20 protein-coding genes are annotated in these 12,439 nt (G+C 66.3%); 11 read left to right on the top strand and 9 right to left on the bottom strand.

Translation table 11 applies throughout. The features are described 5' to 3' along the window. Window positions 1–88: 88 nt before the first annotated feature. From WDM91_10830 to WDM91_10815, 4 genes are all read left to right on the top strand, one after another. Window positions 89–874 carry a hypothetical protein gene (locus tag WDM91_10830; GenBank protein MEI9995080.1) on the top strand — a complete coding sequence of 262 codons (786 nt, stop codon included), beginning with the start codon at window positions 89–91 and terminating at the stop codon, window positions 872–874. Between the two features lie 42 nt (window positions 875–916). Beyond that, window positions 917–1,210: a hypothetical protein gene (locus WDM91_10825; protein MEI9995079.1), complete on the top strand. Its 294-nt coding sequence runs from the start codon at window positions 917–919 to the stop codon at window positions 1,208–1,210. Between the two features lie 55 nt (window positions 1,211–1,265). Further along, window positions 1,266–1,631: a hypothetical protein gene (locus WDM91_10820; GenBank protein MEI9995078.1), complete on the top strand. Its 366-nt coding sequence runs from the start codon at window positions 1,266–1,268 to the stop codon at window positions 1,629–1,631. 131 nt (window positions 1,632–1,762) lie between these two features. Beyond that, entirely contained in the window at window positions 1,763–2,020 is a 258-nt protein-coding gene (locus WDM91_10815) for a hypothetical protein (protein ID MEI9995077.1), read from the top strand. A gap of 320 nt (window positions 2,021–2,340) precedes the next feature. Here WDM91_10815 and WDM91_10810 read toward each other — a convergent pair whose 3' ends face one another. From WDM91_10810 to WDM91_10780, 7 genes are all read right to left on the bottom strand, one after another. Then, window positions 2,341–2,532 carry a hypothetical protein gene (locus tag WDM91_10810; GenBank protein ID MEI9995076.1) on the bottom strand — a complete coding sequence of 64 codons (192 nt, stop codon included), beginning with the start codon at window positions 2,530–2,532 and terminating at the stop codon, window positions 2,341–2,343. A gap of 123 nt (window positions 2,533–2,655) precedes the next feature. Continuing rightward, on the bottom strand, window positions 2,656–2,865 hold the full coding sequence (locus WDM91_10805; protein ID MEI9995075.1) for a hypothetical protein: 210 nt from the start codon (window positions 2,863–2,865) through the stop codon (window positions 2,656–2,658). Between the two features lie 10 nt (window positions 2,866–2,875). Continuing rightward, on the bottom strand, window positions 2,876–3,340 hold the full coding sequence (locus WDM91_10800) for a hypothetical protein (protein ID MEI9995074.1): 465 nt from the start codon (window positions 3,338–3,340) through the stop codon (window positions 2,876–2,878). Window positions 3,341–3,343: 3 nt separating this feature from the next. Further along, window positions 3,344–3,577, bottom strand: a complete 234-nt coding sequence (locus tag WDM91_10795; GenBank protein MEI9995073.1) for a hypothetical protein — start codon at window positions 3,575–3,577, stop codon at window positions 3,344–3,346. Between the two features lie 97 nt (window positions 3,578–3,674). Continuing rightward, on the bottom strand, window positions 3,675–3,857 hold the full coding sequence (locus tag WDM91_10790; GenBank protein MEI9995072.1) for a hypothetical protein: 183 nt from the start codon (window positions 3,855–3,857) through the stop codon (window positions 3,675–3,677). Further along, the gene (locus WDM91_10785; protein MEI9995071.1) at window positions 3,854–4,165 is read right to left on the bottom strand and encodes a HigA family addiction module antitoxin; all 312 of its coding nucleotides are present in this window, start codon (window positions 4,163–4,165) and stop codon (window positions 3,854–3,856) included. Before WDM91_10785 ends, WDM91_10790 begins: the two co-directional genes overlap by 4 nt. Before the next feature lie 10 nt (window positions 4,166–4,175). Next, on the bottom strand, window positions 4,176–4,454 hold the full coding sequence (locus WDM91_10780) for a type II toxin-antitoxin system RelE/ParE family toxin (GenBank protein ID MEI9995070.1): 279 nt from the start codon (window positions 4,452–4,454) through the stop codon (window positions 4,176–4,178). Between the two features lie 208 nt (window positions 4,455–4,662). On the opposite strand from WDM91_10780, the gene WDM91_10775 reads away from it, so the two are divergent. From WDM91_10775 to WDM91_10750, 6 genes are all read left to right on the top strand, one after another. Then, window positions 4,663–5,181 (top strand): hypothetical protein, encoded by a 519-nt coding sequence (locus WDM91_10775; protein ID MEI9995069.1) that lies wholly within the window; start codon window positions 4,663–4,665, stop codon window positions 5,179–5,181. Window positions 5,182–5,189: 8 nt separating this feature from the next. Next, window positions 5,190–5,876 (top strand): SOS response-associated peptidase family protein, encoded by a 687-nt coding sequence (locus tag WDM91_10770; GenBank protein MEI9995068.1) that lies wholly within the window; start codon window positions 5,190–5,192, stop codon window positions 5,874–5,876. A gap of 468 nt (window positions 5,877–6,344) precedes the next feature. After that, window positions 6,345–7,361: a Ppx/GppA phosphatase family protein gene (locus WDM91_10765; protein ID MEI9995067.1), complete on the top strand. Its 1,017-nt coding sequence runs from the start codon at window positions 6,345–6,347 to the stop codon at window positions 7,359–7,361. Beyond that, on the top strand, window positions 7,358–8,044 hold the full coding sequence (locus WDM91_10760; GenBank protein ID MEI9995066.1) for an RlmE family RNA methyltransferase: 687 nt from the start codon (window positions 7,358–7,360) through the stop codon (window positions 8,042–8,044). Before WDM91_10765 ends, WDM91_10760 begins: the two co-directional genes overlap by 4 nt. A gap of 257 nt (window positions 8,045–8,301) precedes the next feature. Continuing rightward, a complete protein-coding gene (locus tag WDM91_10755; protein MEI9995065.1) occupies window positions 8,302–8,505 on the top strand; it encodes a cold-shock protein in 204 nt (67 codons plus the stop codon). Between the two features lie 71 nt (window positions 8,506–8,576). Continuing rightward, a complete protein-coding gene (locus WDM91_10750) occupies window positions 8,577–8,831 on the top strand; it encodes a hypothetical protein (protein MEI9995064.1) in 255 nt (84 codons plus the stop codon). Between the two features lie 78 nt (window positions 8,832–8,909). Here the strand turns inward: WDM91_10750 and WDM91_10745 are convergent, their stop codons facing one another. After that, window positions 8,910–9,395, bottom strand: a complete 486-nt coding sequence (locus tag WDM91_10745) for a DUF992 domain-containing protein (GenBank protein ID MEI9995063.1) — start codon at window positions 9,393–9,395, stop codon at window positions 8,910–8,912. 224 nt (window positions 9,396–9,619) lie between these two features. On the opposite strand from WDM91_10745, the gene guaB reads away from it, so the two are divergent. Continuing rightward, on the top strand, window positions 9,620–11,095 hold the full coding sequence (guaB, locus tag WDM91_10740; GenBank protein MEI9995062.1) for an IMP dehydrogenase: 1,476 nt from the start codon (window positions 9,620–9,622) through the stop codon (window positions 11,093–11,095). 41 nt (window positions 11,096–11,136) lie between these two features. Here guaB and WDM91_10735 read toward each other — a convergent pair whose 3' ends face one another. After that, complete coding sequence (locus tag WDM91_10735) at window positions 11,137–12,408, bottom strand: NAD(P)/FAD-dependent oxidoreductase (GenBank protein MEI9995061.1); 1,272 nt, start codon at window positions 12,406–12,408, stop codon at window positions 11,137–11,139. Between the last annotated feature and the right edge of the window lie 31 nt (window positions 12,409–12,439).

Below are 12,439 nucleotides of genomic sequence, written 5' to 3'. Positions count from 1 at the left end.
GTCGGCGCCTGTCGCGCTGCGCGTGGCGGGTATGGCGGGACGGGCTCTCCGATGCGGCGGTCCCGCATCTCAACCCGGAGACACCACCATGGACTTCATCGCCAAATACAAACTCTATTTCGTGACGGCGGCGTCGGCGCTGATCGTCGCGCTGCAGATGCTTTGGCCAAACATCGCCGGCCATCCGCTCCCATCATGGTTCCTGCCCGTCCTTCTGCCGGCCGCCAGCGCGCTCGGCATCACGGCCTATCGCGTCGATCTGTCGAAGGTCGGCGCCGGATCGGGCTGGAAGAGCTACGCGACGGCCCTCGTTCTCGCGTTGTCCGCGTCCGCGCCGGCGTTCGGGATCACGATCCCGGACACGGTTTGGAGCGTTCTCAGCCTCGCGGGCTTCGGTTCTCTCGGCCATGCGCTGTCGAAAGCGACCGGCACGGCGCCGAGCTCCGATCTGGGCATCGCCGCCGCGGGAAGGATTGCACCGGTCTTTCTCGCCGGATTGATGCTGGCCGGCGTGCTCGGCCTTTCGGCCTGTTCGACGGCCGAGGTCGTGAACACCCTCGGCAGCATCGGCGTATCGGCGGTGGCCAACACGCCGGTGCCGGGTCAAGCCAAGACCGTGTTCGGTGCCGAGCTGACCTTCGACTATCTGGTCCGCCAGGCGCGGCACTATGTCGACACCGGCCTCGCGACGGCGGCGCAAAAGGCGACCATCCATGATGCCGTGGTGAAAGCGCAGGCCATCAACAAGTCGGCGCGTGCAGCGGCTGAGAGCGGCACCAACGCCGCGACGGCCACGCTGATCGCGTCGCTCAATGCCGCCAATCTCGATTTCGCGGCGGCGCTCGCGAAGCTCGGGGTGCCTACCGGCTCATAGCCCGCGCGCATCTCTCGAAACCTCATCATCCAGGAGTCCGACATGGACGTTCAGACCATCATCACCGACATCAACAAGGCCGTGCAGATCGCAAGCGCGATCGCTTCGGCGGTCAGCACCGTCGAGCCCGGGGCACAGGTCGCCGGCGTCACCCTCGACAAGATCGTCTCGGTCGCCCAAGCGGCTGCGGCGGGCTCGCAGGACGCGGCCGACTACATCGCCCAGATGCAGGCCCTCGCGGCCAGCACGCCCGATCCGACGCCGGAGCAATGGGCAGCGCTGGATACCAAGACCGACGCGGACGTCGCGGCGCTCGAGGCGAGCACCGAAGCGTGATGCACACAGCGGGCGGTCGAGCGCCCGCTGTTGTCCGGCAAAGGGACGCGAAGAGATGACAGAGACCGTTGCCGACGAGATCGGCCATGATCGACAGCGTGAACAGGTAAAGCGTTCGACCAGCAGGCTCTTACACGGCGATGGGGATATGATCGACCAGGAAGCGCGCGACCTTGCCAAGCAAGCCATGGCAAGAGGAGAAGCTCACGAGGACGTCTGCACAGAGCGGTGGACGCAATCCAGGGACGGACAGGCGCGGGTGGAGGGTGCCGTGGCGGCTCTTCAGAACGCCATGGACGAGCGCATCAAGGCGCTGGAGAAGGCGATGAACGATCGCATCGGCAAGATGCCGGCGAGCGTAATCGCCGCGCTGACGGGTCTGGTCGGGTTCCTCGCGGCACGAGCATTCCCAGTTCACTAGCGCGGATTCAACACGCAATATGCCGTGCCCGCTTCGTAATAGCTGATCAAGCCCTGGCTCTGACAATAAACATTCCACGCTGCCGCACTCGGTCCGGCGTCCAGGACCATCCAACAAGAAGGAAGAGCGGTATGAGCGTCATCGCGCGCATGCGTTGTCATGCGGTCAAAGAACACAGCTTCGACGGCGGAGCCACAATCGGATCGAAGAGTATCTATCTGTCGCCGGTCTATTCGTCCGATCCGGCCGATCCGAACTACAGCTTCTCGCAGGCAACACCGTCGGGCGAAGTCTATCTCAACGTCAGCAATCCCGCGGCGTTCGAGCAGTTCAAGCCGAATGCGATCTACGACATCACGTTCGAGGAACGCGTGCTGGCCGCGACCTGACCGGGCACAGCGCACCAACGCAGAGCGCCCCGCCTGGCGAAAGCCGGGCGGGGCTATTTGCTTTCCGAAACTCCCTCAATTGATGGTGTTTCGCTCGGCCGGGGGCTATGCGACGATCTTCTGCGCCAAATCCAGCAGGGCGCCGCCCCGAGCCTTACAGATCGCGGCTAGATCGGCCCAAACCCCATCGGGGACATCGCCAGCAGACGCCCATCGCCGGACGGTGCGGTCGGACACGCCCAGAGCAGCGGCCATTGGCGTCTGCCAACTCGGCCCCCAGGCGGCTTCGCCGATCTTCGTTAGGGTGGCTCCATCCCGCTTCATGTGCTGTCCTTGACCAAATCAGGCGTCTTGGCGGGCAAGATAGCAAGGGGCGAGGGAGCCTGCCACGCCTCGTCCTTGGTGCCGTCAGCGCCAGGATCCAGATGGCCGCCGATCTCGACCTCGTCGCCGGCGACGTCGGGCTTCAGGCTGAGCGAGCAGCCCAGCTCGTTCAGCCCGTTGTCGATCACCGTGCATGTCGTTCCCTCCGTCACTTCGAGGCCTTGGAAGGGATCGCCTCGCAAACACGACGCGCGATCCCGGTTCCAGATCGCGGGAGAGTTCGAAGTAGGTCAGCGGTTTCATGATGCCGCTCATTGATTCTTGATGTCTTGTTCGATGTGCTTCATCACGTGGTCGCGGATCGCACCCTCACAGACGTTGGCAGAGACCTCCCAGCCGGTCTGGTATCCAGAATCATCATCGGCCTCGAAGTTCTGGTGCTTGAGCGCGTAGCGGCAAGCCTGCTCCGCGCGCTCGATTACAGCGTCGACGATCTTTTGCTGTTCGGGCGTCAACGCCATTGGGTTCTCCTTAGTTCTGGTCTCTGCAATAGTCCACGACGGGTGGTGCCATGTCGACGTGCTCTGACAAGACGAGCGCGATAACGAGCGCCAGCGTCCGCGTCGAGCAATCGGTGATTGCTTCCACGCCACCGGCCTTGAGACGGCCGTAGACGGTGAAGAAATCGGCCTCGTGCAGGCAGCACGTCGACGTGGCCCCGCCGTCGTCGCGGCAGCAATTGACCTCAAGAGCGTCGTAGAGCGCCCAGTCTGGCTCGGCGCTCTCGGCGCAGCAATTGAACAGGGTTGCATTCACGGTGCGCTCGGCAGCCTCGTAGAACTCGCGCCCGCAGGCCTGACAGGTCATGCAGTCCTGCGTTCCGGCGATATCCCAACACTGCTCAGCGGCGCTCCACGCGGCCGTGGCGTCGCGTGTGATATGGAAAGACCCACAATTGGGGCAGGCCAGCGCGACAGCCTTGGATTGCTTGTTCATCGCTCAACCCTCCGCCTTCTCTTCCGTGTAATGGAGGTAGGCGTTGCGGTCGCAGGCCGCGTAGTCGACGTCGTTGAGATCGCACCAATGGCGGACGTTCCCGAGAAAGTCCGTCAGGATCTCGGCTTGGGTCTGCGCACCGCTCTTCATGCCTGCGAGCATCTGGAACTTGCGTAGTGCGCCGTTCGCGGTGCTCGCGCGCTTGCGGTTGGTGACGGTCGGAAATTGTTTCGGCATCGTTCGGGCCTCCTGCCCACTTCGGCGGGCCCATTGCCCATCCGGTATGTCCTAAATTTAGGACACGTCCGCCCGATATTCAAGGGCGGCCGTGCAATTAATTTTCATCGGTCTCCGAGATATAGAACAGCGGTGATGCGCCACCGCCGACGAACGTCGGGCCGTTGCGAACGAGCGTCTCCCGCGCCCATGTGCGATCTCCCTCGTCGGGAAATGCTTCCGCGATGGGGACCCCGCGATTGATCTCGATCCCGTCGAAGATATCGATCATCATGATCATGCCGCCTTCTTGAGCGGCTTGATCTTGCGCAGCTTTGCGCCCAATGCGGTGCGCGCGGTCCACAGGTCGACGTCGGCTTGCATGTTCAGCCAGAGTTCCGGCCCGTTGCCGAAATAGCGGCCGAAGCGCAGCGCCAGGTCCGGCGTGACAGTGCCGCCGCCGATGATCTCCCGCAGCTTGTTGGGCGAGGTGCCCATCGCCGCCGCAGCCTTGGCGACCGTGACGCACGCGCCTTCGATGGCGGACAGCAACACGGCTCCGGGGTGGGTGGGTGCCCGCTTGCGCGGGCCTGCTTTGTAGTCGGTCATGTTCGCCACCTTAGTGGTATTGTTCGAAGTCGACACGGTAGGCGTCTCCATCTCTAAATTCAAAAGTGATGCGCCATTGCGCGGTGACGCGGATCGTCCAGCGGATCGGATCGAATTGGTGCATCGGATGCAGCACGTAGCCGGGCAGATTCATCTGGTTTGTGTGCGCCGCCCGGTTGATCACGTCCAAAATCTCGCGGCAGCGATCATGGAAGCGCGTCGCGATGCGCGACGTGCGGCCGCGCTCGAAAAGCTCTTTCAGTCCTTTGTCCTTGAATGTCTTTATCACTCGGGCCTCCTGCCCACTTCGGCGGGCCCAACGCCCATCCGGTATGTCCTAAATTTAGGACATGACCCGGCGAGTTTCAAGGGGGCGCCGAATTTTTCGGCGGTTTTTGGTCGGCCGGCGCAGTTTGGAGGCCCTAGACTCGGTATGGACCGTATTCCTAGAATGCCGGCTCCCGTGGGTGGCGACGCGGCGTTGTACGGGTCTGCAAATGCCTGATATCCACAGGAAATTGACGGGCAAAAAGGCCTGGAGCGTCGCCGAAGCGGCGCGCGAGGACGAGCGCGTCTACATCCACTGCATGAGCTGCGGCCGGAGCCGCTGTCTCCGGGCGCGGCAGATCGCCGTCGACGTGCAGGGATTGCCCTTCGGCATGATCGTGGGCGGCCTCTATTGCCGAAGATGCGAGCAGAGCATCGCGGCCGTGTTCCCGTGGTGGGCGCCGACGCCGGCGGCATGGGCCGTCATCGTCCGCGCGAAACGACAATTCGCCGTCGACGTGCCGCGCCCATCGGGAACGCCGGCCGACTTCAACTTCCAGGTGGAGGAACGGACGCGCGACGACGACTATGTCGCGACGGTGACGCTCTGCATCTCACCGGCAATCGCCAACGCAGCGTTCGACCTGGCGCAAGCCGATCGTGCCAGGACGCGTTTCGTGATCGTGCACCATGCCCGCGTGGTTCGAGACAGCATGCGCGACTTCAAGGTCGTGAAGGAAAGCGAGTAGGCGGATCGATGTGCGGGAAGTTCACAGCGATGGCGAGCTGGGCGGCCGTGGTCGACTTCTCGCGCGCATTCACCAGGACATCGGAGGGCGGCGGCAACGATCACGTCGCTCACTATCGTGTCGGCCGGCCGGCGTCGGTCATCGTGTTCGACCAGGAGAACCAGGAACGGATCAGCGTCATGATGCGGTGGGGATGGCCGAAGGGTCGCGACCCTCACGCGATAGGCCTATTCCACTGCCGCTCCGAAACGCTGCATAAGCTGCCGACATTTCGCGATCAGTTTGCAGCTGGCCAGCGCGGCATCGTCGTGGTGCGCACCTTCAACGAGGCGCGCGATATTCTTCGTCCGCCGAAGAACAAGCCGACCGCGCCGGCAACGGTGAAGGAGACCGAACAGTTTGAGATCGATCCCGGCGACGACGCGCCGCTTGGTTTTGCCGTACTGTGGGACGCGTTCCCGATCGCTGGCAGCGGCGAGTTGCTGCGCGCGTTCATCCAATGCACCGTGCCCGCGAACGCGCTGATAGTTTCGACCGATCCGCAGATGGACCGGATGCCGGCGTTTCTGCGCTACGAGGATTGGACCATCTGGCTGGGAGAAACCGATGCGACGCTCGGCGAGGTGCAGGGGCTATTGCAGACGATGGAGGGCGTCCATTGGAAGATCGCCCCCGAAAAGCGCGCACCCAAATAGCGTCGCTTAACGCGCCGCGAGGATCCTGCGCGGTGTCAGACTTTTTCACGGCGTGCAGTAAAACGGGGGCTTCTAAAAGCGCGAACAGAACAGGAAAAGTCTGACGCGCATGTGCCGGATCAACGGCTTACAGAAAACCTACCGTTAGACGATCCCCCAACGGCGCAAGGCGGTCCGTTTAGCGGACCGGTCCGGCGGTTGCAAGGATGTCGCCCCGGGCGCCGCTTCTCCGCCCAGACCCAAATCCGGCCGTCCGGCGCGCATGTCCCGGCGCGGGGGGGAGGCGAGCGTCCGCGACGTCGCCCGGCCGTGCCGGCCGGCGATCAACACCTCACCGCGGCGCCCGCCGCCGATCGCGCCGGGCGGCCTTCCCCGCCTGCCGCCGGAGTTCCGAATTTCCCGCCGCGCCGCGCGTGCTAGCATCGCGCACGGTTCACCCGGGATGCGGGGCCGATTCAGGGGGGTCGCTTGCCGGAGGAGACACAGCGCGGCGCCGGACGCAGCCGCGGCGGCAGGGCGCGCAAGCCGCCGCCGCTGGTCGCCGCGCTCGACCTCGGGACCAACAATTGCCGCCTGCTGATCGCCAAATCGACCCGCAATGGCGAGCTGCGCATCGTCGATTCCTTCTCGCGCATCGTGCGGCTTGGCGAAGGCCTGGCACAGAGCGGCATGCTCTCGGAGGTCGCGATCGAGCGCACCGTCGGCGCGCTCAAGATATGCGCCGAGCATTTGCGCAACCGCAAGGTGAAGCGCTTGCGCGCCGTCGCCACCGAGGCCTGCCGCCGCGCCGGCAACGCCGACGTGCTGGTGGCGCGGGCGCGCGCCGAGACCGGCATCGCGCTGGAGATCATCGCCGCCGACGAGGAGGCGCGGCTCGCCGCCGTGGGCTGCGCCCCGCTGATCGATCCGCAGGCGGACGGCGCGCTGGTGTTCGACATCGGCGGCGGCTCGACCGAGGTGATCTGGATGCGGCGCGACGGCGCGGGGGCCGTGCCGCGCGCCATCGCCGCGATCTCGCAGCCCGCCGGCGTCGTCACGCTGTCCGAGGGCTGGACCGGCGGGCCGCTCGACCGCGCCGGCTTCGCCCGGATGTGCGCCGCGATGCGCGAGCGCTTCGCCGCCGTGAAGGACGCGTTCGCCAGGCACGGCGCGTTCGATCCGGCGCGGCACCACCTGCTCGGCACCTCGGGCACGGTGACGACGCTGGCGGCCGTCGCGCTCGGCCTGCCGCGCTACGACCGCGGCAAGGTCGATGCGAGCTGGCATCGTTGCGCCGATATCGGCGGCGTTATAGACCGCCTCGTGGACATGACCCTCGAACAGCGCGCCGCCATCGGCTGCGTCGGCGCCGACCGCGCCGATCTCATCGTGCCGGGCTGCGCGATCTTCGCCGCCATCGCGTCGCTGTGGCCCTGTGCGCAGCTGCGCGTCGCCGACCGCGGCCTGCGCGAGGGCATGCTGCGCGAATTGATGGGCCGGACATGACCAAGGTACAGCCGCCCTATTCCGGGCGCGGCCAGGTGCGCGCCAAGATCAAGAACCGCAAGGAGCGCACGGTCTCCTCCAAGCGCTGGCTGGAGCGCCAGCTCAACGATCCTTATGTCCATGCCGCGAAGAGCAAGGGCTTCCGCAGCCGCGCCGCGTTCAAGATCGTCGAGCTCGACGACAAATACCGCTTCTTCAAGCCGGGCGCCCGCGTCCTCGACCTCGGCGCGGCGCCCGGCGGCTGGAGCCAGGTCGCGGCGCAGCGCGTCGGCGAGAGCGGCCGCGTCGTCGCGATGGACATCCTCGAGATGGCGCCGCTCGACCGCGTGATCGTGCTTAAGCTCGACATGCTCGATCGGGAGACGCCGGATCTGCTGATCGACGCGCTGGGCGGGCCGGCCGATGTCGTGCTCACCGACATGGCGGCGCCGACCACCGGCCATCGCGCGACCGATCACCTGCGCACCACCGCGCTGCTGGAAGCGGCGGTCGACATGGCGGAGGCGACGCTGAAGCCGGGCGGCGTATTCGTCGGCAAGGCGTTCCGCGGCGGGACGGAGAACGCGCTGCTGCAGCGGCTGAAGACGTCCTTCGCCAGCGTCAAGCACGTCAAGCCGCCCGCGAGCCGTGCCGAATCGGTCGAGCTCTATCTCGTGGCGACCGGCTTTCGCGGCGCGCGGTAGCGGTGGCGCGGCGTTCCGGTTAACGGCGCCTGACGCCGCCCGGCGCGGCGGTCCGGCGCGGATGTTGTAATCACGCTCCGAAACGCGTATATAAGCGCTACGTGGTTCTGATGTCTGCCAGACGAAGCGCTCCTACTGTTACGACACGCTTCGCTGCGCGCCGAACCAAACGGATTTCTCCGCCAGCCGATCGAATTCTTTTCCACGTCCGCTCGCGCATGTCGCGCGGGCGGAACCCGATGTTTTAGGAAAATGAAATGACCATCGGTACCGTGAAGTTCTTCAATACCTCCAAGGGTTTCGGTTTCATCTCGCCTGAGGGCGGCGGCAAGGACGTGTTCGTCCACGCCACGGCCGTCGAGCAGGCCGGGCTGCGCAGCCTCGCCGAAGGGCAGAAGGTGTCGTTCGACATCCAGCCCGACGCGCGTGGCAGCAAGGCCGCCAACCTGAAGGCGCTTTGATTCCGGTCTCGCGGCCGGCGGCGCATGTCGCCGGCCGCGAGCCGTTTCAAGAACAGGAAGGAATCGGGCATATGGCCGAACCCGTCAGCCCGCCGCCGCGCGACCGCGAAGGCGCGCGCCGCAGGGCCCAATCGCATTTCGAAGTCGCCGACATGCGCACCGCGCTGGTGAAGCAGATCGTGGACGGCGAACGCGCCGCACTCGACGCGCGCACCGCCAAGCTGCGGGCGTTGCGGCTCGCGAAGGAAGAGACCGACAAGATCGAGAGCGCCAACGCGCCGCCGCCCGCGCCCAAGACGCGCAAGAAGGCCAAGCCCGCCGCGTAAGGCGGATCGTCTCTCCCCGCACAAAACAAAAGCCCCGCTGTCGCCAGCGGGGCTTCCGTCATGTCGTTGACGCCGTGCTTACGGCGCGGAGTGCAGCGAGATCGCGCCGACGCCGGCCGCCACGTTCAGGCCCTTGTTGCCTTCGACGCTGAGCGGCTGAAGCGCGATCGACTTGTCGAGACCGCCGATCAGCACGTTGGCACCGAGGCCGACGCCGACGGTGGCGGACGCCGAGACTCCGCCGTAGTCGCCTTCAAGCGCGCCCGGACGGATGTCGGACGACGGAGCGAACACGCCCCAGACCAGGACGCCGCCTTCGGTGTAGCCGATGTCGACGCCGAACTTGGAGATCGAGCCGGTGTAGTGCTCGCCATGGCTGCGATTGCCGCGGAAGGTGCAGTGCAGGTCCTTGGACGAACCGAACACGAAACCCCAGCCGCTGGCGACGTTGCAGGTCAGCGTGCCGACCTTGACGCCGTGCGGGGCTGCGTCGGCCGCGCCGGCGAAACCCAGTGCGCCGGCGACGAGCGCCGCGCCCATCATCAGGCGAAATTTGTTCTGCATGTTGGGTAGTCTCCTATCTCGTTTCTGTGGAATAGCCCTTCGTAAGGGCGAAGGGCATACCATGCCCGCCGCCCCTTGAAACGACCATTCTAGCGAACGGTTCCCATGCCGGCGCGACGTTAATGTTACAAAAAGGGTTGATTCCGGCGTTTTTGAAGACACTTGCCGAATCGCCCCGGCACTGGTAAACGCTCGGCGCTCCAAAGAGATGGAGCGCGCCGCACATGGTCATCCGCGAAGCCCTGACCTTCGACGATGTTCTCCTGGTGCCTGCCGCCTCCGAAGTCCTCCCTGCCCAAGTTGATACGCGAACCCGGCTGACCAAGACGGTCGAGCTGGGAATCCCGCTGATTTCCGCCGCGATGGACACGGTCACCGAAGCGGCGCTGGCGATCGCCATGGCCCAGGCCGGCGGCATGGGCGTCATCCACAAGAACCTCAAGATCGACGAGCAGGCCGAGCAGGTCCGCCGCGTGAAGCGGTTCGAGAGCGGCATGGTGGTGAACCCCGTCACCATCGCGCCCGACGCGACGCTGGCCGACGCGCTCGGCCTGATGGAGCGTCACCGCATATCGGGCATCCCGGTGGTGCAGGGCGCCAACGGCAACGGCACCGGCCGGCTGGTCGGCATCCTGACCAACCGCGACGTGCGCTTCGCAACCGATCCGCGGCAACCGATCTCCGACCTGATGACCAAGGACCGGCTGATCACCGTGCGCGAGGGCGTCAACGCCGCCGAAGCCAAGCGCCTGCTGCACGAGAACCGGATCGAGAAGATCCTGGTGGTCGACGACGCCTATCGCTGCGTCGGGCTGATCACGGTCAAGGACATCGAGAAGGCGCAGAAATTCCCCCACGCCTGCAAGGACGAGCGCGGCCGCCTGCGCGTCGCCGCCGCGACCGGCGTGGGCGATGACGGCTATGCCCGCGCCCAGGCGCTGGTCGACGCCGAATGCGACGTCATCGTGGTCGACACCGCGCATGGCCATTCGCGCGGCGTGCTGGATGCGATCACCCGCATCAAGAAGCGCTCGAACTACATCCAGGTTGCTGCCGGCAATGTCGCGACGGCGGACGGCGCACGGGCGCTGATCGAGGCGGGTGCCGATTGCGTGAAGGTCGGCATCGGCCCGGGCTCGATCTGCACCACCCGCATCGTGGCCGGCGTCGGCGTGCCGCAGCTCACCGCGGTGATGGATGCGGTCGAGGCGGCGCGCAAGGCGGGGATCCCGGTGATCGCCGATGGCGGCATCAAATATTCCGGCGATCTCGCCAAGGCGATCGCGGCCGGCGCCGACGTCGGCATGGTCGGTTCGCTGCTGGCCGGAACGGAAGAGGCGCCGGGCGAGGTCTTCCTGCACCAGGGCCGCTCCTACAAGGGCTATCGCGGCATGGGCAGCATGGGCGCGATGGCGCGCGGCTCGGCCGACCGCTATTTCCAGGCCGAGGTCTCGGATCAGCTCAAGCTGGTGCCCGAAGGCGTCGAGGGCCAGGTGCCGTACAAGGGACCGGTCTCGAACGTGGTGCACCAGATCGTCGGGGGTCTGCGCGCCGCGATGGGCTACACCGGCTGCGCCACCATCGCCGACTTCCACAAGCGCGCCGAGTTCGTCCGCATCACCGGCTCCGGCCTGCGCGAGAGCCATGTCCACGACATCATCGTGACGCGCGAGGCGCCGAACTACCCGGGCGGGCAGTAGAGCTCTCTTTTTCCTCCCCCGTGGTTACGGGGGGAGGTTGTTCACCGCTGCTCCCCTTGCTCCGCGATCAGCCGCGAGCCTCGCTCATAGGTCACGTAGCGCCAGAGCCATTGGATGGCCACCAGCAGGCGGTGCTGGAAGCCGACCAGCAGGTAGACGTGGATCAACGCCCAGAAGCTCCAGGCGAACCAGCCCTTGAGCTGCCACCAGCCGAAATCGAACACCGCGGCGTGACGGCCGATGATCGCGGTGTTGCCGCGGTTGTGGAAGGTGAAGGGCGCCGGCGCCGTGCCGGCTGTCAATTTCCTTGCCAGCGCCTGACCGAGATAGGCGCCCTCCTGCTTGGCGACCTGCGCCAAGCCGGGCAGCGGCTTGCCGTGTTCATCGGGCGCGAGCGCGAGGTCGCCGAGGACGTAAGTGTCGTCGAGACCCGGCACCGACAGATCGCGGTTCACGCTCACGCGGCCGACGCGGTCGGTGGGTACGCCCAGCATCGCGCCGAGCGGCGAGGCCGTGACACCCGCCGCCCAGATCGCCAAGCCGACCGGGATGTCCTCGCCCTTCACGGTCACGGCATGCGCGGTGATGCGCTCCACCGCGGCGCCGGTGCGCAGCGTGACGCCGATGGTGGCCAGCTTCCTCTGCGCATAGTGCGCCAGCGTGTCGGGAAAGGCAGCGAGGATGCGGGGGCCGGCTTCGAGCAGCAGCACGGTCGCGGTCTCGGCGCGGATGCGGTGGAAATCCTTGGCCAGGGTGTAGCGCGCCAGCTCGGCGATGGAGCCGGCGAGCTCGACGCCGGTCGGGCCGCCGCCGATCACCGCGATGGTCATCAACCGTTTCTGCTCGGCGGGATCGCGGCTCATCTCCGCTTTTTCGAAAGCGAGCAGCAGGCGCGAACGGATGGCGCGCGCGTCCTCGATGGATTTGAGGCCCGGCGCGAAGCGGGACCATTCGTCATGGCCGAAATAGGAATGCGTCGCGCCGCTGGCGACCACCAGGACGTCGTAGGGATAGCGCGTGCCGTCCGCGAGGATCACGGCGCGCGCCGCCTTGTCGATGCCGGTCATCTCGCCGAGCACGACCTCGACGCTCGGATGCTTGCGCAGCATTTTGCGGATCGGTTCGGCGATGTCGGCGGGCGAGAGCGCGGCCGTCGCGACCTGGTAGAGCAGGGGCTGGAACAGGTGATGGTTCTGCCGGTCGATCAGCGTGACCGCGATGCCGGCGGCGCCGAGCGCCCGCGCCACCTCGATCCCCGCGAATCCGGCGCCGATCACGGCGACGCGGCTGGTCTTGGAGAGGGCGGGCGGCATCGTTCGACTCGCTGCGCGGGGCTCTCTATAT

Source organism: Rhizomicrobium sp. (genome assembly GCA_037200385.1).
Taxonomy (GTDB): Bacteria; Pseudomonadota; Alphaproteobacteria; order Micropepsales; family Micropepsaceae; genus Rhizomicrobium.
Note: the sequence above shows the minus strand (reverse complement) of the source record. Positions and strands in the feature narration are given on the sequence as shown.

Bases quoted from the DNA above. Each gene is read 5' to 3' on its own strand.
- WDM91_10830 (MEI9995080.1), top strand. From the start codon at position 89: ATGGACTTCATCGCCAAATACAAACTCTATTTCGTGACGGCGGCGTCG.
- WDM91_10825 (MEI9995079.1), top strand. From the start codon at position 917: ATGGACGTTCAGACCATCATCACCGACATCAACAAGGCCGTGCAGATC.
- WDM91_10820 (MEI9995078.1), top strand. From the start codon at position 1,266: ATGACAGAGACCGTTGCCGACGAGATCGGCCATGATCGACAGCGTGAA.
- WDM91_10815 (MEI9995077.1), top strand. From the start codon at position 1,763: ATGAGCGTCATCGCGCGCATGCGTTGTCATGCGGTCAAAGAACACAGC.
- WDM91_10805 (MEI9995075.1), bottom strand. From the start codon at position 2,865: ATGGCGTTGACGCCCGAACAGCAAAAGATCGTCGACGCTGTAATCGAG.
- WDM91_10800 (MEI9995074.1), bottom strand. From the start codon at position 3,340: ATGAACAAGCAATCCAAGGCTGTCGCGCTGGCCTGCCCCAATTGTGGG.
- WDM91_10795 (MEI9995073.1), bottom strand. From the start codon at position 3,577: ATGCCGAAACAATTTCCGACCGTCACCAACCGCAAGCGCGCGAGCACC.
- WDM91_10790 (MEI9995072.1), bottom strand. From the start codon at position 3,857: ATGATCATGATGATCGATATCTTCGACGGGATCGAGATCAATCGCGGG.
- WDM91_10785 (MEI9995071.1), bottom strand. From the start codon at position 4,165: ATGACCGACTACAAAGCAGGCCCGCGCAAGCGGGCACCCACCCACCCC.
- WDM91_10775 (MEI9995069.1), top strand. From the start codon at position 4,663: ATGCCTGATATCCACAGGAAATTGACGGGCAAAAAGGCCTGGAGCGTC.
- WDM91_10770 (MEI9995068.1), top strand. From the start codon at position 5,190: ATGTGCGGGAAGTTCACAGCGATGGCGAGCTGGGCGGCCGTGGTCGAC.
- WDM91_10760 (MEI9995066.1), top strand. From the start codon at position 7,358: ATGACCAAGGTACAGCCGCCCTATTCCGGGCGCGGCCAGGTGCGCGCC.
- WDM91_10755 (MEI9995065.1), top strand. From the start codon at position 8,302: ATGACCATCGGTACCGTGAAGTTCTTCAATACCTCCAAGGGTTTCGGT.
- WDM91_10750 (MEI9995064.1), top strand. From the start codon at position 8,577: ATGGCCGAACCCGTCAGCCCGCCGCCGCGCGACCGCGAAGGCGCGCGC.
- WDM91_10745 (MEI9995063.1), bottom strand. From the start codon at position 9,395: ATGCAGAACAAATTTCGCCTGATGATGGGCGCGGCGCTCGTCGCCGGC.
- guaB (MEI9995062.1), top strand. From the start codon at position 9,620: ATGGTCATCCGCGAAGCCCTGACCTTCGACGATGTTCTCCTGGTGCCT.
- WDM91_10735 (MEI9995061.1), bottom strand. From the start codon at position 12,408: ATGCCGCCCGCCCTCTCCAAGACCAGCCGCGTCGCCGTGATCGGCGCC.